The organism is Actinoplanes sp. NBC_00393 (assembly GCF_036053395.1).
Classification (GTDB): domain Bacteria; phylum Actinomycetota; class Actinomycetes; order Mycobacteriales; family Micromonosporaceae; genus Actinoplanes.
In genome coordinates this window covers 8,663,645-8,690,589 of the sequence record NZ_CP107942.1, presented here as the reverse complement: position 1 = coordinate 8,690,589, position 26,945 = coordinate 8,663,645, and the positions used below count along the sequence as shown (strand labels likewise).

At 69.8% G+C, this 26,945-nt stretch carries 30 protein-coding genes; 9 read left to right on the top strand and 21 right to left on the bottom strand.

Going from position 1 to position 26,945, the window contains the following annotated elements; translation table 11 throughout:
- Nucleotides 1-20: 20 nt before the first annotated feature.
- Nucleotides 21-1,151, bottom strand: a complete 1,131-nt coding sequence (locus tag OHA21_RS40240) for a calcium-binding protein (RefSeq protein WP_328464256.1) — start codon at nucleotides 1,149-1,151, stop codon at nucleotides 21-23.
- Between the two features lie 87 nt (nucleotides 1,152-1,238).
- On the bottom strand, nucleotides 1,239-1,613 hold the full coding sequence (locus OHA21_RS40235; RefSeq protein WP_328464254.1) for a DUF2510 domain-containing protein: 375 nt from the start codon (nucleotides 1,611-1,613) through the stop codon (nucleotides 1,239-1,241).
- Nucleotides 1,614-1,737: 124 nt separating this feature from the next.
- Here OHA21_RS40235 and OHA21_RS40230 point away from each other — a divergent pair, with 124 nt between their 5' ends.
- Nucleotides 1,738-2,046 (top strand): hypothetical protein, encoded by a 309-nt coding sequence (locus tag OHA21_RS40230; RefSeq protein WP_328464252.1) that lies wholly within the window; start codon nucleotides 1,738-1,740, stop codon nucleotides 2,044-2,046.
- On the opposite strand, the gene OHA21_RS40225 is transcribed toward OHA21_RS40230, so the two are convergent.
- The 3 genes from OHA21_RS40225 to OHA21_RS40215 are packed head-to-tail and all read right to left on the bottom strand — an operon-like array spanning nucleotide 2,033 to nucleotide 3,572.
- Nucleotides 2,033-2,737 (bottom strand): DUF2786 domain-containing protein, encoded by a 705-nt coding sequence (locus OHA21_RS40225; protein WP_328464250.1) that lies wholly within the window; start codon nucleotides 2,735-2,737, stop codon nucleotides 2,033-2,035. The genes OHA21_RS40230 and OHA21_RS40225 overlap by 14 nt on opposite strands.
- Nucleotides 2,734-3,123 (bottom strand): hypothetical protein, encoded by a 390-nt coding sequence (locus OHA21_RS40220; protein WP_328464248.1) that lies wholly within the window; start codon nucleotides 3,121-3,123, stop codon nucleotides 2,734-2,736. The genes OHA21_RS40225 and OHA21_RS40220 overlap by 4 nt, the downstream gene beginning before the upstream one ends.
- A gap of 50 nt (nucleotides 3,124-3,173) precedes the next feature.
- Nucleotides 3,174-3,572 (bottom strand): hotdog fold thioesterase, encoded by a 399-nt coding sequence (locus tag OHA21_RS40215; RefSeq protein ID WP_328478843.1) that lies wholly within the window; start codon nucleotides 3,570-3,572, stop codon nucleotides 3,174-3,176.
- 151 nt (nucleotides 3,573-3,723) lie between these two features.
- Here OHA21_RS40215 and OHA21_RS40210 point away from each other — a divergent pair, with 151 nt between their 5' ends.
- The gene (locus OHA21_RS40210) at nucleotides 3,724-3,972 is read left to right on the top strand and encodes a hypothetical protein (protein ID WP_328464246.1); all 249 of its coding nucleotides are present in this window, start codon (nucleotides 3,724-3,726) and stop codon (nucleotides 3,970-3,972) included.
- Here OHA21_RS40210 and OHA21_RS40205 read toward each other — a convergent pair whose 3' ends face one another.
- The 4 genes from OHA21_RS40205 to OHA21_RS40190 all read right to left on the bottom strand — a co-directional run bounded on the left by OHA21_RS40205 (nucleotide 3,973) and on the right by OHA21_RS40190 (nucleotide 7,229).
- A complete protein-coding gene (locus OHA21_RS40205; protein ID WP_328464244.1) occupies nucleotides 3,973-5,232 on the bottom strand; it encodes a PrsW family intramembrane metalloprotease in 1,260 nt (419 codons plus the stop codon). It lies immediately after the preceding gene.
- Nucleotides 5,229-5,810 carry a hypothetical protein gene (locus OHA21_RS40200; protein ID WP_328464242.1) on the bottom strand — a complete coding sequence of 194 codons (582 nt, stop codon included), beginning with the start codon at nucleotides 5,808-5,810 and terminating at the stop codon, nucleotides 5,229-5,231. Before OHA21_RS40200 ends, OHA21_RS40205 begins: the two co-directional genes overlap by 4 nt.
- 82 nt (nucleotides 5,811-5,892) lie before the next feature.
- Nucleotides 5,893-6,456, bottom strand: a complete 564-nt coding sequence (locus tag OHA21_RS40195) for an RNA 2'-phosphotransferase (RefSeq protein WP_328464240.1) — start codon at nucleotides 6,454-6,456, stop codon at nucleotides 5,893-5,895.
- Nucleotides 6,453-7,229, bottom strand: a complete 777-nt coding sequence (locus OHA21_RS40190; RefSeq protein ID WP_328464238.1) for a class I SAM-dependent methyltransferase — start codon at nucleotides 7,227-7,229, stop codon at nucleotides 6,453-6,455. Before OHA21_RS40190 ends, OHA21_RS40195 begins: the two co-directional genes overlap by 4 nt.
- Nucleotides 7,230-7,248: 19 nt before the next feature.
- Between OHA21_RS40190 and OHA21_RS40185 the strand changes: the two genes are divergently transcribed.
- The gene (locus OHA21_RS40185; RefSeq protein WP_328464236.1) at nucleotides 7,249-7,620 is read left to right on the top strand and encodes a PPOX class F420-dependent oxidoreductase; all 372 of its coding nucleotides are present in this window, start codon (nucleotides 7,249-7,251) and stop codon (nucleotides 7,618-7,620) included.
- 133 nt (nucleotides 7,621-7,753) lie between these two features.
- Here the strand turns inward: OHA21_RS40185 and OHA21_RS40180 are convergent, their stop codons facing one another.
- Both OHA21_RS40180 and OHA21_RS40175 read right to left on the bottom strand, forming a co-directional pair.
- Nucleotides 7,754-7,963, bottom strand: coding sequence for a BldC family transcriptional regulator (locus OHA21_RS40180; protein ID WP_014687221.1), 210 nt, complete (start codon nucleotides 7,961-7,963; stop codon nucleotides 7,754-7,756).
- Between the two features lie 281 nt (nucleotides 7,964-8,244).
- On the bottom strand, nucleotides 8,245-9,084 hold the full coding sequence (locus OHA21_RS40175) for a hypothetical protein (protein ID WP_328464234.1): 840 nt from the start codon (nucleotides 9,082-9,084) through the stop codon (nucleotides 8,245-8,247).
- A gap of 150 nt (nucleotides 9,085-9,234) precedes the next feature.
- Here OHA21_RS40175 and OHA21_RS40170 point away from each other — a divergent pair, with 150 nt between their 5' ends.
- Entirely contained in the window at nucleotides 9,235-10,314 is a 1,080-nt protein-coding gene (locus OHA21_RS40170; RefSeq protein ID WP_328464232.1) for a Glu/Leu/Phe/Val family dehydrogenase, read from the top strand.
- A gap of 181 nt (nucleotides 10,315-10,495) precedes the next feature.
- Nucleotides 10,496-10,711, top strand: a complete 216-nt coding sequence (locus tag OHA21_RS40165; RefSeq protein ID WP_328464230.1) for a DUF3073 domain-containing protein — start codon at nucleotides 10,496-10,498, stop codon at nucleotides 10,709-10,711.
- A 128-nt stretch (nucleotides 10,712-10,839) separates the two neighbouring features.
- Here the strand turns inward: OHA21_RS40165 and amcA are convergent, their stop codons facing one another.
- From amcA to OHA21_RS40140, 5 genes are all read right to left on the bottom strand, one after another.
- Nucleotides 10,840-11,067 carry a multiple cyclophane-containing RiPP AmcA gene (gene amcA / locus OHA21_RS40160; protein WP_328464228.1) on the bottom strand — a complete coding sequence of 76 codons (228 nt, stop codon included), beginning with the start codon at nucleotides 11,065-11,067 and terminating at the stop codon, nucleotides 10,840-10,842.
- A complete protein-coding gene (gene amcB / locus OHA21_RS40155; protein WP_328478841.1) occupies nucleotides 11,036-12,139 on the bottom strand; it encodes a cyclophane-forming radical SAM peptide maturase AmcB in 1,104 nt (367 codons plus the stop codon). The genes amcA and amcB overlap by 32 nt, the downstream gene beginning before the upstream one ends.
- Nucleotides 12,140-12,384: 245 nt before the next feature.
- On the bottom strand, nucleotides 12,385-13,536 hold the full coding sequence (purM, locus tag OHA21_RS40150; protein WP_328464226.1) for a phosphoribosylformylglycinamidine cyclo-ligase: 1,152 nt from the start codon (nucleotides 13,534-13,536) through the stop codon (nucleotides 12,385-12,387).
- A gap of 34 nt (nucleotides 13,537-13,570) precedes the next feature.
- Entirely contained in the window at nucleotides 13,571-15,181 is a 1,611-nt protein-coding gene (gene purF / locus OHA21_RS40145) for an amidophosphoribosyltransferase (RefSeq protein ID WP_328464224.1), read from the bottom strand.
- Between the two features lie 132 nt (nucleotides 15,182-15,313).
- Nucleotides 15,314-15,676, bottom strand: coding sequence for a sterol carrier family protein (locus OHA21_RS40140; RefSeq protein WP_328464222.1), 363 nt, complete (start codon nucleotides 15,674-15,676; stop codon nucleotides 15,314-15,316).
- Nucleotides 15,677-15,827: 151 nt separating this feature from the next.
- Between OHA21_RS40140 and OHA21_RS40135 the strand changes: the two genes are divergently transcribed.
- Nucleotides 15,828-17,654, top strand: a complete 1,827-nt coding sequence (locus OHA21_RS40135; protein WP_328464220.1) for a carboxypeptidase-like regulatory domain-containing protein — start codon at nucleotides 15,828-15,830, stop codon at nucleotides 17,652-17,654.
- Nucleotides 17,655-17,730: 76 nt separating this feature from the next.
- Here OHA21_RS40135 and purL read toward each other — a convergent pair whose 3' ends face one another.
- The 3 genes from purL to purS are packed head-to-tail and all read right to left on the bottom strand — an operon-like array spanning nucleotide 17,731 to nucleotide 21,220.
- A complete protein-coding gene (gene purL / locus OHA21_RS40130; RefSeq protein ID WP_328464218.1) occupies nucleotides 17,731-20,256 on the bottom strand; it encodes a phosphoribosylformylglycinamidine synthase subunit PurL in 2,526 nt (841 codons plus the stop codon).
- Nucleotides 20,253-20,966, bottom strand: a complete 714-nt coding sequence (gene purQ / locus OHA21_RS40125; protein WP_328478839.1) for a phosphoribosylformylglycinamidine synthase subunit PurQ — start codon at nucleotides 20,964-20,966, stop codon at nucleotides 20,253-20,255. The genes purL and purQ overlap by 4 nt, the downstream gene beginning before the upstream one ends.
- Nucleotides 20,963-21,220, bottom strand: a complete 258-nt coding sequence (purS, locus tag OHA21_RS40120; RefSeq protein ID WP_328464217.1) for a phosphoribosylformylglycinamidine synthase subunit PurS — start codon at nucleotides 21,218-21,220, stop codon at nucleotides 20,963-20,965. The genes purQ and purS overlap by 4 nt, the downstream gene beginning before the upstream one ends.
- 290 nt (nucleotides 21,221-21,510) lie before the next feature.
- Between purS and OHA21_RS40115 the strand changes: the two genes are divergently transcribed.
- Nucleotides 21,511-22,185 (top strand): S1 family peptidase, encoded by a 675-nt coding sequence (locus OHA21_RS40115; RefSeq protein WP_328464216.1) that lies wholly within the window; start codon nucleotides 21,511-21,513, stop codon nucleotides 22,183-22,185.
- Nucleotides 22,186-22,241: 56 nt separating this feature from the next.
- Here OHA21_RS40115 and purB read toward each other — a convergent pair whose 3' ends face one another.
- Nucleotides 22,242-23,663, bottom strand: a complete 1,422-nt coding sequence (gene purB, locus OHA21_RS40110) for an adenylosuccinate lyase (RefSeq protein ID WP_328464215.1) — start codon at nucleotides 23,661-23,663, stop codon at nucleotides 22,242-22,244.
- 149 nt (nucleotides 23,664-23,812) lie between these two features.
- On the opposite strand from purB, the gene OHA21_RS40105 reads away from it, so the two are divergent.
- Nucleotides 23,813-24,265 carry an SCP2 sterol-binding domain-containing protein gene (locus tag OHA21_RS40105; protein WP_328464214.1) on the top strand — a complete coding sequence of 151 codons (453 nt, stop codon included), beginning with the start codon at nucleotides 23,813-23,815 and terminating at the stop codon, nucleotides 24,263-24,265.
- A gap of 61 nt (nucleotides 24,266-24,326) precedes the next feature.
- Here OHA21_RS40105 and purD read toward each other — a convergent pair whose 3' ends face one another.
- On the bottom strand, nucleotides 24,327-25,562 hold the full coding sequence (gene purD, locus OHA21_RS40100) for a phosphoribosylamine--glycine ligase (RefSeq protein ID WP_328464212.1): 1,236 nt from the start codon (nucleotides 25,560-25,562) through the stop codon (nucleotides 24,327-24,329).
- A gap of 92 nt (nucleotides 25,563-25,654) precedes the next feature.
- Here purD and OHA21_RS40095 point away from each other — a divergent pair, with 92 nt between their 5' ends.
- Nucleotides 25,655-26,944 (top strand): adenylosuccinate synthase, encoded by a 1,290-nt coding sequence (locus OHA21_RS40095; protein WP_328478837.1) that lies wholly within the window; start codon nucleotides 25,655-25,657, stop codon nucleotides 26,942-26,944.
- Nucleotide 26,945 lies beyond the last annotated feature (1 nt).

Sequence of the window (26,945 nt, the reverse complement as noted above, 5' to 3'; positions counted from 1 at the left end):
GGGCCCGGCGCTGTGGTTGATCAGGGCTCGCAGGCGGTTGCCGTGTCGCCGCGGCCCCGGAAGCAGTCGTCGCCCACGGCTCCGTTGGTGCCACCGTCCAGGCGGTCCGCTCCGGCCGGCTCGTCGACGCCGTACAGGATGTCGTCGCCGGATTCGCCGTAGAGCTTGTCGCGGCCGGCCGAGCCGTCCAGCGAGTCGTTGCCGGCGCCGCCGCGGAGGACGTCGTCGCCCAGGCCGCCGGTGAGGAAGTTGAAACTGCTGTTGCCGGTCAGGGTGTCGTCGCCGAGGCCGCCCTCGATGGCCTCGATGTCGGCGCCTACCCGGTCCTTCTCGCCGGGGCGGCCGTCGTCGGCGACGCCGTCCAGGTCGACGCGGACGGCCTTGCGGTAGTTGCTGTAGTCGGCAGTGTCCACACCGGAACCGCCCAGCAGGATGTCGGCCGAGACCGCGTCGGAGGACATGTCGCCGTACAGGATGTCGTTGTCGGCGCCGCCTGAAATGCGGTCGCGGCCCTGGTAGCCGAGCAGGATGTCGGAGCCGGCGTCGCCGTACAGCTTGTCGTGGCCGGCCTCGCCGAAGATGGTGTCGTCGCCGTTGCCGCCGCGCAGCGTGTCGTTGCCGGTGTCGCCGTGCAGGGTGTCGGCGCCGTCGCCGGCGGCGATCGTGTCGTTGCCGGTGCCGCCGTCGACGTAGTCGTTGCCGGCGAGGCTGGAGATCCGGTCGGCGCCGGAGCCGCCCTTGATCTTGTCACCGCGGGATCCGCCGGTGATCCGGTCGCCGCCGGTGCCGCCGTCGGCCGTCATCCGCACGTCGGTGCTGTTCACGATCGTGTCGACCCGGTCGTACGTGTAGACCGTGACCCGGGTGGGCGCCGCGCTGGGCGTACACCGGACTTTGCTCTTGTCGCCGGCGACCGCCTTGCATCCCTTGCCCGCCTTGACCGCCACCTGGTCGTCGATCGTGATCGTGTTGCCGCTGCGGGTGATCAGGACCTTGTTCTGCTTGCCGGAGGCGGCTTTGTACTGCACCTTGGTGCCGCTGACCGTGGCGACGCCGGTGGTGGCGGCCTGGGCGGGCGCGGCAAGCGCTCCCACGGAGATGGTGGCGAGCAGAGCGAGGCCGGCACGGGTGGGCCAGGCGGAACGGGCCATCGAGATCCTTCCGGGGGATGCGGCATCGAAGATCACCGCGACCCGAGGATCATAGAACGATACGGTCCCGACGCGCCGCCCCGGAATTCAGAGCAGCACCGATACCAGGCCCAGCGTCATCCCGCAGATCGCCTGAACGCGACCGACGGTGGAACGCCGCAGGCCAATTACTCCCCAGACCAGAGCAGCCACCGAGACGAGCAGCAGCGGGTTGAACACCAGCCCGACGATGCCGAAGATCAAAGCGTGCAGAGCCGGTGAGTTCCGGCCCTCGGCCCGGTCGGTCTCGGCGTCGCCCAGCCCCCACCGGAACCGACGGTTCGCCACGGAGGGTGGCGTGAGTGACATCACGAACGGTGCCGGCTGCAGATGGTTCGTCCACCGGAAACCGTCCCACCACCGCTGTTGGGGTGTCCCGGCCGGGTCGGCGTACCAGCCGGCGGGCACGGTCGTGTCGCTCATGGAAACGTTGATCGGGCGCCGAACAGCGGGCTTGAGGAATTGCGGGCCTCTTGAAGGGGAGCCGTCTCGTCTATCAGAGTGTTATCGAGATCGGTCACTAGCACCGTGGCGAGGAGACGACGTCGTGCAGACCTTCACGAACGACGCGGAGCAGGCGGCCTTCAAGCTGGCGGAGGCGCTGAGCGAGAAGGCCATGACCTGCATGAGGTACGCGGAGGAGGCGGCCGAGGCATTCCGCAGCGGCCGGATCGCGATGCGCCGGCAGTTCAAATCACGCGGACTGTCCGAAGCGGAGGCCGACATCCGCTGGAAGGGCACCTCGCAGGCGTCCCGCTCGATCGCCGACAACGATTTCTTCATGTCGCAGGCGACGATGTACAACAATGCCGCCGCCGCGCAGTACGCGAAGGCGCTCTACCTCAGGATGAAGTGACCGCGTCGCCGCCGCCCAGATGGGCGTTCTGACCGGCCCGGTAACCACGGATCCGGCCACTGCCCTGCAACCGGCGTGGCGGCAGTTTGGCCAGTTGCGGGTACAGGTCGTCGCGCCGCCGCTCGACCAGGTCGGTGCGGTCGACGAGGACCAGTTCGGCGCCGGGTGTCTCGGCGGCCGCAGATCGTTCCGCCGCCCAGAGCCGGGCGCTGACCGCCTGGCTGTAACCGACCAGCCAGGACCGCCGGTAGGCGGCCGGATGCTCGCCCCACGGCACCGGGCTGGCGGCCAGGCCGTGCGCCGCCTGGACCAGCAGCGAGGTGAAGAGCAGCTCGACCCGGGCCAGGTCGGCCGCGTGCCCGAACAGATGACTGCGCGCCAGGCTGCGCCGGTCGAGGTGCACGACGCGGCAGCGCATCGGCGCCGCCACCGCCGCGAGCAGGCCGGCCTTGTCCCGCGCGTACGGCGGGTCGATGGTGATGACGCGGTCCCCGACCGGGTCGGCCGCCGGATCGGCGACGGCGAGCATCGCCTGGTCGACGCCGTATTTCGCGATCAGCTCGGCGGCCTTCTCGGTGAAGGCTTCGGCTTCGTCCGGGGTACAGGCCGGGTCCTCGGCCATGGCGAGCAGCTTGCGCACGCGGGCCAGCAGGGCATCAGACATCAGAAAGTACGCGTAGAGCCCGCTCACGCCGCCCGATGACGCAGGGTGGCGACCGTCGATCCGGCGAGGGCGAGCAGGCAGTCGGGCAGTCGCCCGTCCGCGATCGCGGCGCCGAAGAGTGCCTCCCCGGTCGGGAAGTCCCCGTTCACATAGGCGCTGACGAACCGGGCCACCCACCGCTTGTCGTAGCGAGCATCGTCGATGCCGGGGAACTCCAGGGTCCAGGCGCCGCCCGGTGGCACCTGGCCGACCATGGTCGCCGCGAGGCACCAGGCCACGTCCCACGCTCCGACGACGCCCTCCCGGTCGACGACGGCGTCGAAGGTGTCGGCAACGGCAGCGCTGTCGCCGGTGAGCGCACAACGCAGGATCTGCGCGGCGTCCTCGAACGCGTCCTGTGGTACTTCGGTCACGTCAGAAAAGGTACGTCCAACCGTCAAGGAATGCTCGTCGACGAGGCTTTTCAGGCACCACGGAGCAGACAGGTGATCCGCGCCGTGCAGACCCGGTCGCCGCCCTCATCCGTGATGACCACCTCGTACGTCGCCACGGCCCGCCCCCGGTGCACCGGCAGTGCGACACCTGTCACCAGACCCGAACGGGCGGCCTTGTGGTGGGTGGCGTTGATGTCGACGCCGACCGCGAACGGCCGGTCCACGGTCTGCCCGTGCAGCACCGCCCCGACCGATCCGAGTGTCTCGGCGAGCACGCAGGAGGCTCCGCCGTGCAGCAACCCGTACGGCTGGGTGTTGCCCTCGACCGGCATCGTGCCGACGACCCGGTCCGCGCCGGCCTCGGTGATCTCGATGCCCATCCGCTCGGCGAGCGCACCCCCACCGCTGCTGGTGAACAGGTGCTGCATGCCGTCCTCCGCGATATCCACGTCGGCGTACGTTACCGGCGAGTCACGGCCGCACCAGCGACAACCGTCACACCGGGATTGACTGATCCAGCGATCATTCGGGTACTGACGGGCGATCGGGTCGGACCGACCGGCTCAGGGGAGGAGCATCGTGAGCGAGCCGCAGGAGATCATCGAGACCCGCGGGAACGACCGCGTCGACCTGGTGACCAGCGACGCGAACGGTGACGGCCGTCCCGATGTCTGGGTTTCCGACACGGACGGCGACGGCAAGCCGGACCTGTACCAGTTCGACACCGACGGCGACGGGAAGGTCGACATCACGATGGTCGACCTGAACGAGGACGGCAACCCGGACGTGGTCGTCGACGGCGACGGTGGTCTGCCGCCGAAGATCTGATCACGATCCGCCCAGCGCGGAGAGCGCGACCCAGAGGACGGCGATCGCCACGGCGGTGGTGCCGACCGTCGAGGCGGTGTGCCGCCAGGAACGGGTGCCCTCCACCGCTTCCGGGTGGCCCAGGTCGATGAGAACGGCGCGCTGTACGCGTACCTCCGCGCAGTCCGCCGTCGCCGACCCCGATGCCCGGCTGAGCTCGACAGCCAACCGTGCCTGGGCGCGCTGGAGACGCCGCACCGCCGTGCGGCCCCGGCGACCGGCACGCGCCGCGGCATACCGCCGGGCCGCCGCCCGGCGTGACCCGGAACCGAGCACCCGCAGCTCCGCCGTGGTGATCAGTTCCGGGTCCCGCAGCGTGGCCAGCTTGGCCACGTAGTAGGCCGCCTCCTGGTCGTGCGCGCGCCGCACCAGGAAGAGGATCAGCAGCAGCGGCGGCAGACCCTTGAAGACCAGCACCGCGAGCAGGGCCAGCGCGCCGTCGCCGAGCCCGTCGCGGAACAGCGGCGAGTTCCAGAGCACGTGCGAGGCCCAGGCGCCGAACAGGGCGAGCCCGGCCATCGCGAGCCGGTGCCCGCGGGAGCGGTCCGGATTGACCACGAGGTAGCCGATGCCCGCACCGGCCAGCGCACCGAACAGGGTGTGGCTCCAGACGCCAGCCAGGAATCCGCGTACCAGGAACGTGGTGACCACCGGCTGGACCTGGTCGCCCTGCCCGGCCATCGCCACCGCACCGATCGCGAAGACCACGTCCTCGACGATCTGGAAACCGAGCCCGACCAGGGCGCCGTAGACCACGCCGTCCAGCACGCTGTTCACCTGCGCCCGGGCGATCAGCACGATGGCCACCACGCCGAGCGTCTTGGCGATCTCCTCGACCGTGGGCCCGGCCAGGGCGGCGCCCCAGTCCGCGGCCAGGGCCGGCGAGCCAAGCTTCGCGATCAGGTTGTCCAGCGCGGTGCTGCCCGGGATCGACACGCTGGTGGCGACCAGGCCGCCCCAGGCGAAGGCCAGCACCCGCAGGCTCGGCGGCTCGCGCTCCAGGAAGTCCAGCTCCGAGACAAAGAGCCAGAAGGGTACGGCCAGCAGCGCGAACATCGCGATAGCGGTGATCGTGGCGACCGGGTACACGCTGAAGAACCGGCCGGTGATCTGGGAGATCCGCACCGCCCCGGCCGCCAGCAGCGTGGCGACCACCCAGAACGCGGGCTGGCGGGTGAGCGCGGCCGCCCGGGCGACGCCGGGACGGACCGGCTCGCTCACCGGCGACCCTCGAATCGAAGGGTACGGATACTCGAGTCGATCGCCGGCAGAGCGCGTGCCAGATCGGGGTCCGCCCCGGTGACCGTGACCTCGATGGTGAAGCCGTGCGCGACGAAGACCGCGTACCGGCCGCCCTGGTCACCGGCGGTGTACCCGCCCTGGATCCCGGCCAGCCCGCCGGCCGTCGAGACCGCGAGCTGGGTGCCGGAGACCTGGTGGCCGGACGTGCCGGTGATGCGCTGACGCAGGCGTACGGCGGCGGCGGTCAGGTCGCCGTCGAACGGCTGGACGGCGATCGCGTACTGCACCGGGCCGAGGTGGAACAGGGCCGAGCCGCGCTCCCGGCCGGGTCGCGCGCCGGTCAGGTCGAGGGTCGCGCCCGGCGGCGGGACGATCGTGGCGCCCGCGCCCACCGCGTACGGCTCGCCGGCGGCGACCGGGCGCTCGGCCGGCACGGCCCGGTCGAGCCACGGCAGACCGAAAGCGAGACCGGCGAGGATCAGGACGACGACGAACGCGAAGGGCAGCCCCACGATATGGGGGAGATCGCTGACCTGACTCCGCGTAACCCTCCCCATCCGTCCAAGTTAACGGCGGTTCCCGGCCGATGTCCGGCGAACCGGTGGCCGGCCACTGTGGATGGTCGATCAACCTGGCAGATTACGCGTTTGTCCGTTTTACCGACAGGTGCTGTGACGGCACGATAGCGGTAAGCCATACCCCGTTGTCACTGCGATGGAAGACGTGTCCCTCGTCGGCCATCACCCCGGCCGCGACACTGAACACCACCACATCGGGCGAGCGGCGGCGACCGACAGTGATCGCTGTCGGCAGGTCCGTCGAGAGGTGGACATGGTGCCGGCTCCGCGGGCGCAGCCCTTCGCGGAGGATCGCCTCCAGGTTGGCCCGCGGGGTCCCGTGGAACAGCTCGCCCGGGGGCACGGCCGGCGGCAGGTCCAGGTCGACGACGACCCGGCGCGAGTGGCCCTGGCTCGCCCGGATCCGGTCCACCCCGTCCGGACCGGCCGCGACCGCGAACCGCGCCTTGTCGTTGCCCGCCACCACGACGTCGAGCTCGGCCCGGCTGATGCCCAGCGCGGCGAGCAGAACCGGGACCGGCACCCAGCCGTTCGCGTCGAGCGTCAGGCCGGCCACCTCGGGCCGGTGCCGCAGCACCAGGGACATCCGCTTGCTGAGGCGGACCTGGTCGCGGCTGAGCGTCATCCGGTCAACTCCATGACCGCAAGGTAGTACGGCCGGTCCCGGTCGTCGATCGATTTCAGACGCCACGCGGTGCCCGCCAGCAGGCCTTCCAGTTCGGCTGTGGAGCAGTTCAGGTAGTCGAACCACTCGGTCGCCAGCTCCCGGTACCGCAGCCGCAGCCGAAGCTGGCCTCCGAGCCGACCGCGCTCCCGGTTCCGCTGGTGGTACCCCGCGTGCAGCGGGTCCCGCGTGCCGTACGGATCGGAGCCCTGGGCCACGATCCGGGCGCCCGGGGCGGCCAGCCGGGCCAGGGCGGCCAGGAACACCGGCGCCCGCTCGGGGCTCTCGAGCAGGCCCAGGTTGTTGCCGAGCAGCAGGAACGTGTCGTAGCGGACCGCAGCCCGGGAGAACTCGTCGACCGTCGCCAGCACCGTGTCGCGCAGACCCCGCTTACGGGCCACCTCGATCGCGCCGAGCGAGGTGTCCAGGCCGGTCACCGCGATACCGCGGCGCTGCAGCTCGAGCGCGGACCGGCCGGCGCCGACCCCGACGTCGAGCACCCGGCCCCGGCACAGCTTCAGGGCTCGATGGTCGTACGGCTGCCAGTCGTCCGGCTCGTCCAGGTAGTGATCCGCCGGCGCGCCGTTGATCAACCCGTCGTCCCGCTCGATCACCTCGATGACCGGCCGGGGCAGTCGCCCGCCGGCCAGGGGCCTGGGTCCGATCCCGGTGCGCACCGCGTACGCATCCCTGATCATCTCGCCGAAGGCGTCGCCGATCTTCGGCTCATCCATGGTCACTACTCTTGAGGACATGGCCGCACTGGAGCAACTCGGGTCGGAGAAGTACGTCCTGCTCACCACGTTCCGCCGGGACGGGCGCGCGGTGCCGACCCCGCTGTGGGTCGTCCCGGACGGCGCGGGTCTGGCGTTCTGGACCGTCGCCGGAAGCGGAAAGCTCAAGCGGATCCGCAACAGCGGGCGGGTCACCGTGGCCGCCTGCGACATGAAGGGCAACCCGACCGGCGAGGCGATCGAAGCCACCGCCCGGATCGGCGACCACGCCGACCGGTTGCGCGTCGGCGACGGGATCAAGAAGAAGTACGGCATCGTCGGCCGCCTGACGATGCTCGGCAGCCGGCTCCGCCGCGGAGTCGACGGGACGGTCGCGGTCCTCGTCAACTGACGCCGGGTCCACCCCGGAAAACGACAGACGGCGCCGGCTGTTGCCGGCGCCGTACTGACATGATCGGAGAACGTAGAAGGGGCGATCGCCTTCCCCAGCGTTCGCCCCTTACCACGATCTCGGTCGACTTGGGTCAGTCGCCCTGGCGCTGCGTGGGGATCTGCCCCTGCAGCAGGGCGCGAACCTCCGACTCACGGTAGCGACGGTGGCCACCCAACGTGCGAATTGCGCTGAGCTTGCCCGCCTTCGCCCACCGAGTAACGGTTTTCGGGTCGACACGGAACATCGACGCCACCTCGGCCGGCGTTAGTAGCGGCTCAGGATCGTGCGTACGCGATGCCATCGGTCACTCCTCCACAGGTGCCTAAAAACATCGGCCGGGGTCCCGCCGGCCGGTGCGTCTCTCATGGTCCGGCTAGTCCCCGATGTCCGACATGGGCCGAACGGACGAACGTCCCCAGATAGACGGATGAAGCATGCCCGATTTTTACGCGTTTTCTACGCCAGATAGTGTCTCGTTTAGTCCGATTATCACGCTTCGCGGACCGCCGATTACGAAGAGTGTTCGCTTCGGGAGCGCTCTCCAGGACAGTGATTAGTATGCGTCTGTCCTATTTCCGCAGGTCAGTTGCATCGCTCCAGAAGCTGGACCAGACGCCACCTCGCGACCAACTTCTCGTACGCCTCACTGGCTGACTCAGCGTCACCGCGAGAAAGTGCCGAGAGTCCGGCCGCCACCAGTCCGGGGGAATCGTCCTCCGCGAGGTTGTCCTCCGGGAGGAGGTTGACGAGGCCGCCGTAGTCGAGCTCCACCACCGAACGGGGGTGGAACTCCTCCAGCCAGCGGGTGCCCTCCTCGACCGCCTCGGTGATCGGCGCATCGCCGAGGGCCTTGCGCAGCACCGACACCGCTCGGTGCGCCCGCCGGCGCGCCTTGGAGATCTCGGTGCGGTAGCGCAGCGTGCGCCGGCGCCCGGACAGCGAGATCTCCCGCTCCTCCAGGTCGACGAAGGCGAACCAGCGCAGCGGCACACCCCAGGTGGCGATCTGCTCGTGCACCCGCGGCACGCCCTGCTCCAGAACCTTGGCGCCGCTGCGCCAGTCCTCCACCACGGCCTTGGCCTGACCGGCCAGCACCGGCGGCACGAAGGCGTCGGCGAGCACCGCGGGCACGCCGTCCCGCGCGTTCAGGGCGGCCTCGGCGACCCGCAAGCGCAGGTTCCACGGGCACACCAGGATGGAGTTGTCCCACTCCAGCACGTACGCCTCGTCGGGCAGATCGGGCAGCCGGGTCCAGCCCGCGCCGAGCGCCTCGAGCACAGCGGTGCGCTGCCGGACCGGACCCTCGATCGGGCCCAGATCGCGGCCCTCCCGCGCGTACTGGCGCCAGAAGACCTGCCGGTCCCGGTCGAAGGCGGTCAGCGGTTCGTAAACCCGTAGGTACGACGCGAACAGTGACGGCACGGCGCGATCCTTTCACGAAATCGGCCGGGTGGAACTTCCCGCGCGGACGTAATCCCCGTGGCATTCCCGCGACTACGCTCGGCGGTGTCCGGCACACCCCGCCGGGCGCCGTGGCCCCACGAAGGCCGTACCAGATCAGGAGAACTCAAGATGGGTGTGTTCGACACCGACGGCAACGAAGCCACCGGGCACGAACAGGTCGTCTTCTGCCAGGACCGGGCGTCCGGACTGAAGGCGATCATCGGCATCTACTCGACCGCGCTCGGACCGGCGCTGGGCGGGACCCGCTTCTACCCGTACGAGAGCGAAGAAGCCGCCCTCGCCGATGTGTTGAAGCTGTCCCGCGGCATGGCCTACAAGAACGCCATCGCCGGCCTGGACCTGGGCGGCGGCAAGGCAGTGATCTGGGGCGACCCGGGGCGCGACAAGAACGAGGCGCTGCTGCGCGCGTACGGGCGGTTCGTCGAGTCGCTCCGCGGCCGCTACTACACCGCCTGCGACGTCGGCACCTACGTGCCGGACATGGACGTGATCGCCCGCGAGACCCGGTACGTGACCGGCCGCAGCCGGGAGAACGGCGGCGCCGGCGATTCGTCGGTGCTCACCGCCTGGGGCGTCTTCCAGGGCATGCGTGCCGCCGCCGAGCAGACCTGGGGCAGCCCGTCGCTGAACGGCCGCACGGTCGGCATCGCCGGGCTGGGCAAGGTCGGCAAGTACCTGGCCGGCCACTTGCTCACCGACGGCGCCACCGTGGTCGCCACCGACGTCAGCCCGGCCGCCCTGGCCTGGGCCCGCGCTACCCACCCGGAGATCCACCTGGTGGCCGACACCCAGGCGCTGATCACCGCCGACATCGACGTGTACGCGCCCTGCGCGCTCGGTGGCGCGCTGAACGACGACACCGTGCCGGCCCTGACCGCCAAGGTGGTGGCCGGTGGCGCCAACAACCAGCTGGCCCACCCCGGCATCGGCAAACTGCTCGAGGACCGCGGGATCCTCTACATCCCCGACTACGTGCTGAACGCCGGCGGCGTGATCCAGGTGGCCGACGAGATCCACGGCTTCGACTTCGAGCGGGCCAAGCACCGGGCGACCGGCATCTTCGAGACCACCCAGCGGATCCTGCACCTTGCCGGGGACGAGGGGGTCCCGCCCGCGGTCGCAGCCGACCGGCTCGCCGAGAGGCGGATGGCGGAAGTCGGACGTCTGCGCTCGATCTACCTCAACTGAGGCGGTTAAGTAGCTGCCGCGCGGCGCTGGAATGAATGAACTGCGACGCGCGGCAGTGTCACACGCAACCCGAGGTGCCGAACGCGGCGTCGTCCATGTACCGTAAGACCCACGAGAGATGCCTGACGTCATCGGGGCCCGCCTTCGGGCTGCCCCGAATTCTGTGCGAGGGGGTCGAGCCATGGGGCGCGGCCGTGCTAAGGCCAAGCAGACGAAGGTGGCCCGGGAGTTGAAGTATCACTCCCCGAACACCGACCTCACCGCCTTGCAGCGCGAATTGGCGGGTGCCCGTCAATCCGACGGTCATTTCGACGACGACAACGATGAGTTCGTCGACGATGACGAGGATGACGCTGAGGACGACCAGGATTCCTGGTCGCCGACAAGGCGGCATTGACCCCGTTCTGCACAGAGCACGCGGACTGACCGCGTGCTCCCGTGTGTCGGTGTCACCCCACATCCAACGGTTACAACGATGAAGCCCACGCGGGCTGTCTGCCGCGTGGGCTTCGACCGAGCCGCTCTTCAGCGCGGCCGGTTGTTCCAGTTGTAGAACGTGGGGATGTTTTCGAAGTGGTTCCAGGCGCAGACCGCCGAGCCGCCGTCCTGCGGCGCTTCCTCGGCTCGTCGTACCCTGGCGGCTTCCGCCTCCGCGATGAGCGCGGCCAGGCCGGCCCGAGCGCCGTGCACCCGTGCCGTCACCGGATCCGTCTCCACGCCTTCAGACAGCCGTGGCTTCGTGATCTCGGGCATGGTCCAGCACTCCCTCCAATAGGCGAATCTTGCTGTTACGGCAGTGGTCCGTCTCGGTGACGTCGAACCGGCCGTGTTCGAAGTAGCGGTTTGCGGCGTGCGCTCCGCCACAGAAGCCGAAGTAGGGGCAGGTCTGCCGGCACGACTCGATCCCGCGGAGGAACTCGCCGATCCAGGCCGTGTCCTCGGCGCCGGCCAGGATCTCGGGCAGGGCGGTGGTCAGCACGTTCCCACTGCTGAAGTCGCCGTACCGGAGGTCGCGGAAGCCGGCCAGCTCGGGTGAGAGCAGGACGACCGAGCCGTCGAAGGCGACCGTGGGTATCGGGTCCAGCTGGCGGGGCAGCAGGTCGTCCGCGGTGCCGTCGAGGACTGCGGAGGCGTATCGCAGGGACCACTCGATCTCGCGCAGATGGATCGTCGGGTTGCGGCGCCAAGCACCCACCAGCTCGGCCCAGAAGGCGCTCACCGCTGCCGGATCGTGGCGGTTCGCCCGGGTGTTGACGCCCTCCAGCTCCTCGACGTTGATGCCGAGGACTTCGCAGCCGAGGTCGAGGAAGTACTCGTACAGCTCAGTCGCGACGCCCGGCTGCGGGTCGCCGACCACGCACAGCGTGGAGAAGGGGATGTTGTGCCGGCGTAGCGCTTCGACGCCGCGCATGATCAGGTCGTAGGCCGGCTTGTTGCCCCGGTCCACCCGGTCGCCGTTACGTTCCCGGGGCCCGTCCACGCTCACGCTGACCCGCACGTCGTGCTCGATGAAGAACTCGCACCAGGCGTCGTCGATCAGCGTCGCGTTCGTCTGCACGTGGTGCTCGATGCCCGCCCCGAACGGCGCGAAGAGCGCGGCCAGGTGGGAGAGACCTGCGGCGAGCGGCTCACCGCCGTGCCACACCACAGAAAACCTTCCGGTACGCGCGAAGCCCGCAACCCCGTCCGCCACAGCGGCCGCCACCTCGACCGGCATCTTCTGGTTCTCCCGCCGGAACGGGAGATAGCAGTAGTCACACGCGAGGTTGCACAGCGTGGTGGGCTGCATGACGACGTAGCTGGGTATCGCCGAGATGCCCCGCATCCCACTCCACGCATCCGCCATGTCTACTCCCGTCCAGTACCCACCCAGTTAAGGCCGGTGGACACCTCGAGCTGGTGACCCGTGCGGCGCCAGCCGCGCGGTCGGACCGTGCGGCGCCAGCCGCCCGGTCAGGTTAGGCTTCGCAGTCCAGCACACAAGCGAAAGATCCGCATGTGCCGGACATCGACACACGCGGATCATTTCACGCTTGCGCTATCGCGAACCAGGCTCACAAACGGCCAGAGTCAGCCGCGGGTGTAGGAGCCCATCATCTGCACCTCGCCGGTGCCCTCCAGGACCTCGCCGACCTGCCACGCCTCGATACCGCGGCCGGTCAGGTAGGCCATCGCACGATCCGCATCGTCCGAGGAGACGATCGCGAACATGCCGACGCCCATGTTGAACGTGGCTTCCATCTCGGAGTCCTCGATCCGGCCCTTCGCCTGGATGAGGTCGAAGATCGGCTGCGGGCGCCAGGTGGACCGGTCGACGACCGCGTCCACGTGGTCGGGCAGGATCCGCACCAGGTTGCCGGGGATGCCGCCGCCGGTGACGTGCGAGAACGCCCGGACGTCGGTCTCCTCGATCAGGCCCAGGCAGTCCTTGGCGTAGATCTTGGTGGGGGTGAGCAGCTCCTCACCCAGGGTCCGCTGGGTGCCGAAGTCGTCGACCACGGTGTCCAGCCGCATCCGGCCGGCGCCGAGGAGCACGTGCCGGACCAGGGAGTAGCCGTTGGAGTGCAGACCCGACGAGCGCATCGCGATGACCGCGTCGCCGACCTCGACCCGCTCCTTGCCGAGGATCTCGCTCTCCTCGACCACGCCCACACCGGTCGCCGACACGTCGTACTCATCGGGGCGGAGCACGCCGGGGTGCTCGGCGGTCTCGCCACCGAGCAGGGCACAACCCGCGTAGCGGCAGCCGTCGGCGATGCCGGCGCCGATCTCGGCCACCTTGTCCGGGACGACCTCGCCGCAGGCGATGTAGTCGAGCAGGAACAGCGGCTCGGCGCCGCAGGCCACCAGGTCGTCGACGACCATGGCGACCAGGTCGATGCCGATCGTGTCGTGGATGTCCAGCTGCTGCGCGATCACCAGCTTGGTGCCGACACCGTCGGTGGACGAGGCCAGGATCGGGCTCTTGTACTTCTGCGTGTTCAACCGGAACAGGCCGGAGAAGCCGCCCAGGTCGCCCATCACCTCGGGCCGGGTGGTCTTCTTCACCTTCGACTTGAGCAGCTCGACGGCACGGTCACCGGCGTGGATCGAGACACCCGCTTCCGCGTACGTCGCCGAGCGCTTACGAGTGCCGCGGCCGCCACCCGCTGTCCACAGCTGGCGGTCCGCGCCTTCGGCGCCGTTCGATCCGGCACTGTTGCGCTCGGACACGTGCGTCACGGTTCTCCCCTTAGCGGTTCTGTGTATCTGAAAGTCACGGGCGGTGCAGCGCGCCGGCGCCACCGGGGCTGCCGACCAGCGGAGTCGACACCGGGCGGTCTTCCTCCGAGTACTCACGGGCCTCGTAGTCGGACTCGAGCTCGGCGACGGCCGCGTCGGTCGCCTCCGGTGAGGCGCCCGGCATGCTGGCCCGCCGCCCGACACCCTCCAGCACGTGCTTACCGATGAGATCCCCGGCCGGGAGCTCGATCGGGTACTGCCCATCGAAGCAGGCCATGCAGAGACGCGTCTTCGGCTGCTCGGTCGCCTGAACCAGGCCGTCCAGCGAAACATAGCCCAGGCTGTCGGCGCCGATCGAGCGGCGGATGCCGTCGATCTCCAGGCCGTTGGCGATCAGCTCGGCGCGCGTGGCGAAGTCGATGCCGTAGAAACAGGGCCACTTCACCGGCGGCGAGGAGATCCGGACGTGGATCTCGAGCGCTCCGGCCTCCCGCAGCATCCGGATCTGGGCCCGCTGCGTGTTGCCCCGCACGATCGAGTCGTCGATCACCACGATCCGCTTGCCGCGCACGACCTCGCGCAACGGGTTCAGCTTCAGCCGGATGCCGAGCTGGCGGATCGTCTGCGAGGGCTGGATGAAGGTGCGACCGACATACGCGTTCTTCATGAAGCCCGCGCTGTACGGAATACCGGAGGCCTCGGCGTAGCCGATCGCGGCCGGGATCCCCGACTCGGGCACGCCGATCACCAGGTCGGCCTCGACCGGGTGCTCGTGGGCCAGCTTGCGGCCGACCTCGACGCGCGCGGAGTAGATGTTGCGGCCCGCGATCGTGGTGTCCGGCCGGGCCAGATACACATACTCGAACAGGCAGCCCTTGGGCTCGGGCGCGGCGAAGCGGCTGGACCGCAGGCCGTGCTCGTCGATCGCGATGATCTCGCCCGGCTCGACCTCACGGACGAAGCTGGCGCCGGTGATGTCGAGCGCGGCGGTCTCGCTGGCGACGACCCAGCCGCGCTCCATCCGGCCGAGGACCAGAGGACGTACGCCCTGCGGGTCGCGTGCCGCGTACAGAGTGTTCTCGTCCATGAAGACGAAGCTGAAGGCGCCGCGCAGAGTCGGCAGCAGCTCCAGCGCCGCGGCCTCGACCGAAAGGTCGGGGCGGCTGGCGAGAAGAGTGGTGACCAGAGCGGTGTCGGATGTGGCGTCGCCCACCTCGAGGCCGCGATCCGCAACCTCCTTGGCGAGCTCGGCGGTGTTGACCAGGTTGCCGTTGTGAGCCAGCGCGATGGTCGTCCCGGCCGGCGTGGCCCGGATCGTGGGCTGCGCGTTCTCCCAGTTCGACCCGCCGGTGGTGGAGTAGCGGGCGTGGCCGATCGCGAGGTGACCGCGGAGGCTGGCCAGCGTCGGCTCGTCGAAGACCTGGGAGACCAGGCCGATGTCCTTGTAGACGACGACTCCCGAGCCGTCACTCACCGCGATGCCGGCGGCTTCCTGGCCGCGGTGCTGGAGAGCGTAAAGCCCGAAGTAGGTGAGTTTGGAAACCTCTTCCTCGGGGGCCCAGACGCCGAAGACGCCACAGGCATCCTGGGGGCCGCGTTCCTGGGGGTCGAGATCGTCGGTCAACCGGCCGTCGCCTCGGGGCACCTGCTCGCTCCCTCGCGTTGTTAAATCTGCGCAGTGGATCTGCATAAACGGCTCGAAGCGCTGATCTGCTCGAACTCGCGGGTCCGCTCCGATCGCCCAGTGTACGCGAGCCCGCGGGTACCCGACCCGGGCTCATTGCCCGGTGAGCGGCAGGTACTCGGACAGATCGGTCCGTACGCCGCTCGCGCGGAGACGTCCGTCACGAACCGCCGCGTTCCACTCCAACCGCCCGGTGGCCACGAGCAGCCATGTCACCGGATCCGTTTCGACCACATTGGGCGGTGTGCCACGGGTGTGCCGCGGACCGGCAACACACTGAATCGCACCGAAAGGTGGAATCCGGACCTCGACCGATCGGCCAGGTGCTCGGCGGGACAACTCGGTCAGCAGTGCTCGGACGGCATCACGCAGCGCCGGACGCTCGGGTTCGACACCCCGGTCCAGCGCGTCCAACGCCTCGGTCACGGACTCGGAATTATTGTGCGCAGGGGACACGTCGGGACGATACGACCCGGTGTGCCGAGAACGGCACACCGCCCTGGGTCGCGCAAATGACGTGTGGCAAGGCATAGTGGCCGACGGTGTAAAAGTCGCGGGCTCTTACCGGCCGCCGAAACCGGTGACCGCGACCGGAAGGGCGGTGGACGTGACAACGCACCTGAGAGGCCGAGCGACGCAGGCCGGTGCGTTCCTGGCGCTGGTCATCGGCCTGGTGGCCGGTGTGCAGACGGCTGCACTGGCGGACCCACCCACCGTGCAGATCCAGTCACTGTCGCCGGCCGAGGTCGACTCCGGAAGTACTGTAACCATGCGGTACACCGTTAGTAACCCCGGGAATGGAAATGGTGGCGGAAATCAGCCCGGCTTCGTGAATATCGCGGTCGGTGGCATTTCCTGCACCGGCGGTGACTGCAGCCAGGGCCGGCAGCTCGAGGGCTCGGAAGATTTCGAGGCGACCCTCACCGCGCCGAACGTGAACGCCGGCGAGACCCGGCAGATCACCGTGACGGTCACCGCCACGGTCAACGGCGAGGCCCCCGGCACCGACAGCCAGACGATCACGGTCCGCGGGCCGGAAGCGCCGCAGACGGTGCGCCAGGTGTCCGGCCGGATCAAGGACAACGAGGGTGACAAGCTCTCCGGTGTCGCGGTCGCCATGCAGGACAGCGGCGGCCACCGGTACGAGACCACCACGAACGGCGACGGCGGGTTCTCCTTCACCTCGTCGGACAGCAACCCGATCAGCCCGGGCGCGATCACCGTGGCCGCGCTGAAGGAGGGTTTCCAGAGCAAGACCGTCAACGTTCAGGGCACGGCCGGCCGCTCGGTGAACGTGCCGATCACCCTGAAGAAGGTCGCCGCCGCGAGCCCGTCCGCGTCCCCGTCGGTCAGCGCCTCGGCGTCGGCCCCGGCGACCGAGGCGCCGGCCGAGGAGGAAGAGGCGACCGACGAGGCGACCAGCGCCCCGGCCGCGCTCGACACGAACCAGACGTCCGCCGAGTCCGAGGGCAGCAACTGGCTGCTGATCATCATGGGCGTCCTGCTGGTGGCCGCCGGTATCGGCGCCTTCGTGCTGGTCTGGCTGCGCCGGCGGAACAGCGGTAACGACGACGACGCGCTCGACGGACCGACCCCCGGCTTCGGCGGGCCGGGCGGCGCGATGGCCGGTGGCAGCCCGTTCGACGCCACCCGGGTCGCGGCTCCGGTCGGCGCCGGGCGCGGTGGCGACGCCACGATGATCGCGCCGGCCGGCGGCATGCCCGCTGGGATCGGCGACGCCCCGACGATGATCCACCGGCCGGTGGTCGAGGACGAGTTCCCCGACCCGTACGGCGCTCCGATGCCGGCCGCGGGTGGCTTCGGTGGCGGCGGCAACCAGTGGGACGACCAGGGCGGCGGCTACGGCGGCGACCAGCAGTACCCGCAGCAGGGCAACGGGTACGGCGCGACCCAGGCCGGCGGCTACGGCAACGAGGCGGCCCCGCAGCGGTACGACGAGCACACCAGCCTGTATCAGCCCGAGCAGCCGCAGCGCTACGACGAGCACACCAACCTGTACCAGCCTGAGCAGGACGGCGGTTACGGCGGCCAGCAGGGTGGTTACGGCCAGCAGCCCGGGTACGGGCAGCAGGGTGGCTACGACGACCAGGGCGGCTGGGGCGGCCAGGACGACGGGTACGGCGCTCCGCAGGGTGGGTACGGCCAGCAGCCCGGGTACGGGCAGCCGGGCGGCTACGACCAGCAGCAGTACGGCGGCGGGTACGACCAGCAGCAGGGCCAGGGCGGTTACGACGACCAGGGCGGCTGGGGTCGCCAGGACGACGGCTACGCCCCCCAGCAGGGCGGTGGGTACGACCAGCCGCAGCAGCCGGGCCAGGGCGGCTACCGCGACCAGGGCGGCTACTACGGCGGCCAGCAGGGTCAGCCTCAGCCCGGTCAGCAGCGGCCGAACCGCGACTGGATGGACGACTGACCCGAAGCACTGACGACGAAAAGGCCCCGCGCGATCGAAATCGCGCGGGGCCTTTCGCTGTCAGGCTTCGAACTGATCAGGCGGTACCGATCGGGCCGCCCGGCGCCTGCGGGTCGGTGATCTCCAGCGTGACCGACCGCACCGTCTCCGTTGCGGGGGTGTCGGCGTGCCGGCTCACCAGCTCCGCCGTGCCACCGAACAGGTTCGGCAGGGTCGACGAGTACGCCGTACGCAACTCGTCGAGCGGGATGCTGAACTGACCCTGCACCTCGAGCGCCGCCTCCTGCGAGGTGACACCGATCGCGGTGCACGGCACGCCGAGCTCGGCAGCGAGCGCCGTGAACGCCTTCTCGTGACCGCGCGGGACGGCGACCAGGGCCCGGCCGGCCGACTCGCTGAACAGGTGGACGAACGGCGTGTTGCCGTCCTCCGGCAGGGTCACCGTCGCGCCGACGTTGTAGCGCAGCGCGCTCTCCACCAGCACCTGCGACAGACCGCCGTCGGAGAGGTCGTGCGCCGCACTGACCAGCCCGGCCTTGGAGGCCCGGCCCATCAGCGCACCGAGCGCCTGCTCGGCCGTCAGATCCACCTTCGGCGGGCGGCCACCCAGGTGCCCGTGGGTCACCCAGGCCCACTCCGAACCGGAGAGCTCCACCCGGGTCTCCCCGAGCAGGAAGAGCACGTCGCCGGCGGACTTGAAGCCCATCGGGACGCGGCGGGCCACCTCGTCGAAGAGGCCCATCACACCGACCACCGGGGTGGGGTGGATCGCCGCGGCGCCGGTCTGGTTGTAGAAGCTGACGTTGCCACCGGTCACCGGGGTGCCCAGCTGCTGGCAGCCGTCCGCCAGACCGCGTACGGCCTGGGCGAACTGCCACATCACGGCCGGGTCCTCCGGCGAGCCGAAGTTCAGGCAGTCGGTCACGGCGATCGGCTCGGCGCCGGTCACGGCGACGTTCCGGTACGCCTCGGCGAGCGCCAGCTTCGCCCCCTCGTACGGGTCGAGGCGGGCGAACCGGCCGTTGCCGTCCACCGAGAGCGCCACGCCGAGGTTCGTCTCCTCGTCGATGCGCAGCACGCCGGAGTCCTCCGGCTGGGCCAGCACGGTGTTGCCGAGCACATACCGGTCGTACTGCTCGGTGACCCAGGACTTGTCGCACAGGTTCGGCGAGGCGACCATCCGCAGGACGGTCTCGCGCAGCTCGTCACCGTTCGCCGGGCGGGGCAGCGTCTCGGCCCGGTCGGCCTGCAGCAGGATCAGGTCGGACGGCTCGCGCAGCGGGCGCTCGTAGACCGGCCCGTCGTCGGCGAGCGAGCCCGGGGGCACATCCACCACGACGTGGTCGTTCCACGTGATCAGCAGGCGGCCCGGCGTACCGTCCTCGGCGGCCGGGGTGACCTCGCCGATCGCGGTGGCCCAGACGCCCCACTTCTCGGCGACGTCGAGCACCGCCTTCAGGTTCTCCGGGGTGACGATCAGGAGCATCCGCTCCTGCGACTCGCTGGCCAGGATCTCGGTGGGCGACATCGAGGCCTCGCGCAGCGGGACCCGCTCCAGCCAGACCCGCATGCCGGTGCCGGCCGCCGCGGCGGTCTCGGTGAGCGCGCAGGTCAGGCCGGCGCCGCCGAGGTCCTGGATGCCGCTGACCAGGCCGGCGTCGTACAGCTCCAGGCAGCTCTCGATCAGCAGCTTCTCCATGAACGGGTCGCCGACCTGCACCGACGGACGGCGCTGCTCGGCCTCCTCGTCGAAGGTCGCCGAGGCCAGCACGGAGACACCGCCGATGCCGTCCCGCCCGGTCCGCGCGCCGAGGAGCACGACGACGTTGCCGACGCCGGTGGCTTCCTTCTTCTGCAGCCGCTCGACCGGCAGCACGCCGATGCTCAGCGCGTTGACCAGCGGGTTGCCCTGGTAGCACGGGTCGAAGACGATTTCGCCGCCGATGTTCGGCAGGCCCAGGCAGTTGCCGTAGCCACCGATGCCGGCCACCACGCCGGGCAGCACCCGTGCGGTGTCCGGGTGGTCGGCCGCGCCGAACCGCAGCGGGTCCATCACCGCGACCGGGCGGGCGCCCATCGCCAGGATGTCGCGGACGATGCCGCCGACCCCGGTGGCCGCGCCCTGGTACGGCTCGACGTAGCTGGGGTGGTTGTGCGACTCGACCTTGAAGGTCACCGCGAGCTTGTCGGAGATCTGCACCACACCGGCGTTCTCGCCGATGCCGGCCAGCATCCGGGTGTTCTTCGGCACCTTGGCGACGAACTCGCGCAGGTGCACCTTGCTCGACTTGTAGGAGCAGTGCTCGCTCCACATGATCGAGTACATCGCCAGCTCGGACGCGGTGGGCCGGCGGCCGAGGATCTGACGGATCTTGTCGTACTCGTCGTCCTTGAGCCCGAGGTCGGCGTGCGGCTGCAGCTCGTCCGGCGTGGCCGCCGCGCGCTGCACCGTGTCCGGACCGTCCTCGAACTCATTGACCAGCACATCCGTGGCGGCGAAGCCGCTCGGCTTGTTCGTCGGTGCGGCCGCCGCCGGCGGCTGGTTCGGCACGCCGCGCGAGGCCTCGGCCCCGCTGGTGGCCGTCTCCGGCTGCGTGGTCATCGCTGTTGTCCCCCTGCGAGCTGACCGTCCGCGGACGCCCCCGCCAGGGACCGCAGGACGGAGGTGAAGAAGCCGAGGCCGTCGAGCGACGGGCCGGTCAGCGCCTCCACGGCGTGTTCCGGGTGCGGCATGATGCCGACGACGTTGCCGGCCTCGTTGGTGATCCCGGCGATGTCGCGCTGCGAACCGTTCGGATTTCCGCGGATGTACCGGGCGATGACCCGGCCCTCGGCCTCCAGCTGGTCCAGCGTGCGCTGGTCGGCGACGAAGCAGCCCTCGCCGTTCTTCACCGGGATGAGGATCTCCTGGCCCGCGGTGAACCGGTTGGTCCACGCGGTGTCGGTCGCCTCGACCCGCAGCCACTGATCCCGGTTACGGAAGTGCAGGTGCTGGTTGCGGGTCAGCGCGCCGGGCAGCAGATGTGCCTCGCACAGGACCTGGAAACCGTTGCAGATGCCGAGCACGGGCAGACCGCCACGTGCGGCGTCGATGATCGACTCCATCACCGGCGCGAACCGGGCGATGGCGCCGCACCGCAGATAGTCGCCGTACGAGAAGCCGCCGGGCAGCACGACCGCGTCCACCCCGTGCAGATCCGGGTCGCCGTGCCAGAGGCGGACCGCCTCGGCGCCGGCGATCCGGGCAGCGCGGGCGGCATCCCCGTCGTCGAGTGAACCAGGGAAGGTGACCACACCGATCCGCATGGTCAGGCGACCTCCGCCGCGGCAGCCTCGACGATCCGGACGTCGAAGTCCTCGATCACGGGGTTGGCGAGCAGCTTGTCGGCGATCTCGCGGGCCCGATCGAGGTCGGGTTCACCGGCGAAATCGATCTCGATCCGACGACCGATGCGGACTGAGGAGACATCGGTGACGCCGAGCCGGGGCAGCGCATTCGCCACCGCTTGACCCTGCGGGTCCAGGATCTCCGGCTTGAGCATGACGTCGACCACGACGCGAGCCACGGGCACTCCTGACTGATAGGTGTAAGCACGCGAAGCCTACCTGGTGGAGCGTGTCGGCAAGCCACGGCCCAGTGTCGGCAGGCTGACGGAACGGTCATTGAGCTGGGAATCTCCCCGTGATCTCGCACACCCGTGCGTTTCGGACACCGCGCAGACCAGGGGTCATCACACCGTGATAGGTGTCGATTGAGTTGTGGGCCGTCAGCCGTCCATGCCCTAGGTTGCATCCATCGAATTCGATTCACCCGCGCGCGCACCTCGTCGACCCATCCCCAGAAAGGAATCTCGACGTGCGCATTCGACTTCTGGCCGCACTGGCGGGACTCACCGCCGGTCTGATCGCGCCGTCCGCTGCCCAGGCGGACGACGTCACCCCGTACATCATCGGTGGGAGCACGGTCTCGTCCGCACCGTGGGCTGCTGCTGTGCTGAGCAACGGCAGCTTCACCTGTTCCGGCACGATCATCTCGGCCAACTACGTGCTGACCGCACGGCACTGCATCAGCGGCACGATGTCGGTCCGGGTCGGCAGCGTGAACCGTACGAGCGGCGGGGTGACCCGGACCGTCTCGAGCACGTCGACCCGCTACGACCTGGCGCTGATGCGGCTCAGCAGCCCGGTGACCACCAGCTACATGCCGCTGTCCAGCGCGTACCCGCCGGTCAACTCGACGAACTCGATCTACGGCTGGGGCATGACCTGCTACTCCGGATGCTCGGCGTCGACCGTGCTGAAGACCGCGTCTGTCCGGGTCACCTCGACCAACCAGACCGACGCGTACGGCGGCCGGGCGATCGGCAGCACCCGGATCAACGGCAACGCGTGGCGCGGCGACTCCGGTGGCCCGCAGGTCTACAACGGCGCCCAGGTGGGTGTCGCCTCGACGGCTGATGGGTCGAGCCGTCAGTACTACGGCAGTGTGGCTTACAACCGGGCCTGGATCACGTCAGTCGCCGGCGTCTGATCCTTGCCGCACAACGCCCGCCCGTTCATCGTGAACGGGCGGGCGCAGTGCGCGTACTAGAGGATCGGCGCGGGCGCGTATCCGGCGGCCTCGGGGTGCCGGGCCACGATCGCGGCGATCCGGTCGGCCACCGCGCTGACCTGCGCCGGCGCGGCGCCGACGAACGCGGCCCGGTCGGCCACCAGGGTGTCGATCTCGGCCCGGGAGAGCTGCAGCCGCTCGTCGGTCGCCAGCCGGTCGAAGAGGTCGTTGACCGCGGCGCCCTTCTCCCGCATGGCGAGCGCCACGGCGACCGCGTGCTCCTTGATCACCTCGTGCGCCACCTCCCGGCCCACGCCCTTGCGCACGGCGGCGACCAGCACCTTCGTCGTGGCCAGGAAGGGCAGGAACCGGTCCAGCTCGCGGGCGATCACCGCGGGGTACGCCCCGAACTCGTCCAGCACGGTCAGGAAGGTCTGGAACAGGCCGTCGGTGGCGAAGAACGCGTCCGGCAGGGCGACCCGGCGGACCACCGAGCAGGAGACGTCACCCTCGTTCCACTGGTCGCCGGCCAGCTCGCCGACCATCGACAGGTAGCCCCGGACGATCACCGCGAGCCCGTTCACCCGCTCCGAGGACCGGGTGTTCATCTTGTGCGGCATCGCCGACGAGCCGACCTGGCCCGGTTTGAAGCCCTCGGTGACCAGCTCCTGGCCGACCATCAGCCGGATCGTGGTGGCCAGCGACGAGGGGCCGGCGACCACCTGGGCCAGCGCGGAGACCACGTCGAAGTCGAGCGAGCGCGGGTAGACCTGGCCGACGCTGGAGAGCACCCGGGCGAACCCGAGATGCTCGGCCACCTTGGCCTCCAGCCGGGCGAGCTTGTCGAAGTCGGCGTCGAGCAGGTCGAGCTGGTCGGCCGCGGTGCCGACCGGGCCCTTGATGCCGCGAAGCGGATACCGGCTGATCAGATCGTCCAGTCGCTCGTACGCGATCAGCAGTTCCTCGGCGGCCGAGGCGAACCGCTTGCCCAGCGTGGTGGCCTGCGCCGCGACGTTGTGCGAGCGCCCGGTCATGACCAGGTCGGAGTGCTCCACGGCGAGCGCGGCGAGCCGGGCCAGAGTGGCCACGACCCGGTTGCGGACCAGCTCGAGCGAGGCGCGGATCTGCAGCTGCTCGACGTTCTCGGTCAGGTCGCGGGAGGTCATCCCCTTGTGAATCTGCTCGAAGCCGGCGAGCTCGCTGAACTCCTCGATGCGCGCCTTCACGTCGTGCCGGGTGACCCGCTCCCGGGCCGCGATGGAGTCCAGGTCGACCTGGTCGAGCACCGCCTCGTACGCCTCGACGACACCCTCCGGGACGGCCACGCCGAGGTCACGCTGAGCCCGCAGGACGGCGAGCCACAACCGGCGCTCCATCCGGATCTTCTCCTCCGGGGACCAGAGGGTGACGAGGTCGGTGGAGGCATAGCGGGCCGCAAGCACGTTCGGGATGGTCACGGCGCCGATTGTTTCATGGTCGGGAGGAGTGGCCCGACGGCGCTGAGGAGTACAACGACTGTTTGTGGGTGGCACACTGCACAAAAACGCGGCATCCTCGCTAAGGTTACCGGCGAGTAGGTTCGACGCTCATCCCGAAAGGTCTACTGATGACTGAATTCAACCCCGAGTCGCTTTCGTCGATCGGCCCGAAGGAGTTCGCTCAGCTCGTCAAGTCCACTCCGGACTCGAAGATTGCCGAAGTGATGGCGTCGGACGCGCGGACGAAGATCCTCGACGAGGTGTTCAACCGGATGCCCACGCTGTTCCGCGCCGACAAGGCCGGCAGCACCTCGGCCGTCATCCACTGGATCATCACGGGTGGCGCCGGCGGCAGCAGCGACACCTACGAGACCGTGATCGAGAACGGCGCCTGCACCGTCACCAACCAGCCGGTACGCGACCCGAAGCTGGCCATGACCATGGACGCGGTCACGTTCCTGAAGACCGTCGCCGGCGACGGCAACCCGATGATGCTGTTCATGACCGGCAAGATCAAGGCCAAGGGTGACCTGAGCCTGGCCGCCAGCATCGCGAAGCTCTTCGACATCCCGAAGTCCTGAACAAGCGCTGAGGTCCGGGTGCGACCGCACCCGGACCCGCACGCGTCGCGCGTACGAAAGCTCAGATTCTGCCTTCGACCGCGCGCTGCGCGATGTCGGTGCGGTATTGGGCGCCGTCCAGGCGCACTCCCTTGACCAGCGCATATGCCGCCTCGCGGGCGGCCACGAGGTCCGCACCGGACGCGGTCACGCTGAGCACGCGCCCGCCCGCCGAGACCAGCGCACCCTCGGCGTTGCGGGCCGTGCCCGCGTGGATCACACCGGGCACCTCGGCGCCCTCGATCACATCACCGGTACGCGGCGTGCCCGGATAGTTGTGCGCGGCCACCACGACCGTGATCGCCGAGCCGTCCTTCCAGCGCAGCGGCTCGTGGGCGGCCAGCGTCCCGGTGGCGGCCGCGTTCAGCAGACCGGCCAGCGGTGACTCCAGCAGCGCCAGCACGACCTGGGTCTCCGGGTCGCCGAAGCGGGCATTGAACTCGATCACCTTCGGGCCGGCCGGGGTGAGGGCGAGTCCGACATAGAGCAGCCCTGCGAACGGGGTCCCCCGACGGCGCATCTCGGCCAGGGTCGGCTCGACGGTCTCCCGCAGCACCCGCTCGGTCAGATCGGCCGGCGCCCAGTCCAGCGGGGCGTAGGCGCCCATGCCACCGGTGTTCGGGCCCTCGTCGCCGTCACCCAGACGCTTGAAGTCCTGCGCCGGCATCAGCGGGGCGGCCGCGGTGCCGTCGGTGACCACGAAGAGCGAGACCTCGGGGCCGGACAGGTACTCCTCGATGACGACCTTGCCGCAGGCCTCGGCGTGGATCAGGGCTTCCTCGAGGTCATCGGTGACGACCACACCCTTGCCGGCCGCCAGGCCGTCGTTCTTCACCACGTAGGGCGTACCCAGCTCGTCCAGGGCGGCGCGGACCTCGGCCATGTCGGTGCAGGCGAACGAGCGGGCGGTCGGCACCCCGGCGGCCAGCATGACCTCCTTGGCGAACGCCTTAGAGCCCTCCAGCTGGGCGGCCGCCGCGCTCGGGCCGAAGCAGGCGATGCCCTTGGCCCGGACCGCGTCGGCGACCCCGGCGACCAGCGGCGCCTCCGGACCGATCACCACCAGGTCGGCGCTCAGCTCCACGGCGAGCGCCGCGACCGCGGCGGGATCGGTGGCCTTGACCTCGTGCAGCTCGGCGACCTGGGCAATTCCCGGGTTGCCCGGCGCGGCGGCGAGGAAGGTGACGGACGGGTCGGCGGCGAGCCCGACGGCAAGCGCGTGCTCGCGCCCACCGGAGCCGATCAGAAGTACGCGCACGACGGCCCATCCTACCTGCGGTGCGGTCGCGTAAACTTCGGCAGTACCCGGACTCCTCCAGGTACGACCCGTTCGGGAAAGGCATTACCGAAGTGCCGGTGATCGTGTTGGTCGGCGCCCAGTGGGGCGACGAGGGCAAGGGCAAAGCCACGGACCTGCTGGGGGACCGGCTGGACTACGTGGTCAAGTTCAACGGTGGCAACAACGCGGGCCACACTGTCGTCATCGACGGCGAGAAGTACGCGCTGCACCTCCTTCCGAGTGGAATCCTCTCGCCGAATGTCGTACCCGTGATCGGCAACGGCGTCGTCGTGGACCTCAACGTGCTGTTCCAGGAGATCGACGGCCTGGAGGCGCGCGGCATCGACACCTCACGGCTGCGGATCAGCGCCAACGCGCACGTCATCGCGTCCTACAACCGCTCGATGGACAAGGTCAGCGAGCGGTTCCTCGGCGCCCGCCGGATCGGTACGACCGGACGCGGCATCGGCCCGACCTACGCCGACAAGATGAACCGCATCGGCATCCGGGTGCAGGACCTCTTCGACGAGTCGATCCTGCGGCAGAAGGTGACCGCGGCCCTGGCGTTCAAGAACCAGGTGCTGTCGAAGATCTACAACCGCAGCGCGGTCAAGGGCGAGGAGGTCGTCCAGGAGCTGCTGTCCTACGTCGACCGGCTCCGGCCGTACGTTGCGGACACCGCCCTCGAGCTCTCCCAGGCGATCGACGGCGGCAAGGTCGTGCTCTGCGAGGCCGGCCAGGCCACCCTGCTCGACGTCGACCACGGCACCTACCCGTTCGTGACCAGCTCGAACGCGACGGCCGGCGGCGCCTGCACCGGCTCCGGCATCCCGCCGACCCGGATCGACCGGGTGGTGGCCGTGCTCAAGGCCTTCACCTCCCGCGTCGGCGAGGGCCCGTTCCCCACCGAGCTGCACGACAAGTACGGCGACTACCTGCGCGAGGTCGGCCACGAGTACGGCACCACCACCGGCCGCCCGCGCCGGATCGGCTGGCTCGACCTGGTCATCGGCCGGTACGCGCAGCGGATCAACGGGGTCACCGACTTCGCACTGACCAAGCTGGACAACTATGACGGGCTCGACGAGATCCCGGTCTGCGTCGCCTACGACGTGAACGGCGTCCGCCACGACGAGATGCCGGTCAACCAGACCGACTTCCACCACGCCAAGCCGATCTACGAGACGCTGCCCGGCTGGAAGGAAGACATCTCCGGCTGCCGCAGCTTCGACGACCTGCCGAAAGACGCGCAGCGGTTCGTCGAGTTCGTCGAGCAGCGGATCGGCGCGCGCATCTCCATCGTGGGCGTCGGGCCGGGCCGCGAGGCGGTCATCGAGCGGCACTCGGTCCTCGGGGCGTAAC

Coding starts and splice junctions, on each gene's coding strand:
- OHA21_RS40235 (WP_328464254.1), bottom strand. CDS start 1,613: ATGAGCGACACGACCGTGCCCGCCGGCTGGTACGCCGACCCGGCCGGG.
- amcA (WP_328464228.1), bottom strand. CDS start 11,067: ATGCCCGAGATCACGAAGCCACGGCTGTCTGAAGGCGTGGAGACGGAT.
- OHA21_RS40185 (WP_328464236.1), top strand. CDS start 7,249: ATGGCCGCACTGGAGCAACTCGGGTCGGAGAAGTACGTCCTGCTCACC.
- purL (WP_328464218.1), bottom strand. CDS start 20,256: ATGACCACGCAGCCGGAGACGGCCACCAGCGGGGCCGAGGCCTCGCGC.
- amcB (WP_328478841.1), bottom strand. CDS start 12,139: ATGCGGGGCATCTCGGCGATACCCAGCTACGTCGTCATGCAGCCCACC.
- OHA21_RS40180 (WP_014687221.1), bottom strand. CDS start 7,963: ATGGCATCGCGTACGCACGATCCTGAGCCGCTACTAACGCCGGCCGAG.
- OHA21_RS40200 (WP_328464242.1), bottom strand. CDS start 5,810: ATGGGGAGGGTTACGCGGAGTCAGGTCAGCGATCTCCCCCATATCGTG.
- OHA21_RS40170 (WP_328464232.1), top strand. CDS start 9,235: ATGGGTGTGTTCGACACCGACGGCAACGAAGCCACCGGGCACGAACAG.
- OHA21_RS40105 (WP_328464214.1), top strand. CDS start 23,813: ATGACTGAATTCAACCCCGAGTCGCTTTCGTCGATCGGCCCGAAGGAG.
- OHA21_RS40165 (WP_328464230.1), top strand. CDS start 10,496: ATGGGGCGCGGCCGTGCTAAGGCCAAGCAGACGAAGGTGGCCCGGGAG.
- OHA21_RS40190 (WP_328464238.1), bottom strand. CDS start 7,229: ATGGATGAGCCGAAGATCGGCGACGCCTTCGGCGAGATGATCAGGGAT.
- OHA21_RS40240 (WP_328464256.1), bottom strand. CDS start 1,151: ATGGCCCGTTCCGCCTGGCCCACCCGTGCCGGCCTCGCTCTGCTCGCC.
- OHA21_RS40195 (WP_328464240.1), bottom strand. CDS start 6,456: ATGACGCTCAGCCGCGACCAGGTCCGCCTCAGCAAGCGGATGTCCCTG.
- OHA21_RS40215 (WP_328478843.1), bottom strand. CDS start 3,572: ATGCAGCACCTGTTCACCAGCAGCGGTGGGGGTGCGCTCGCCGAGCGG.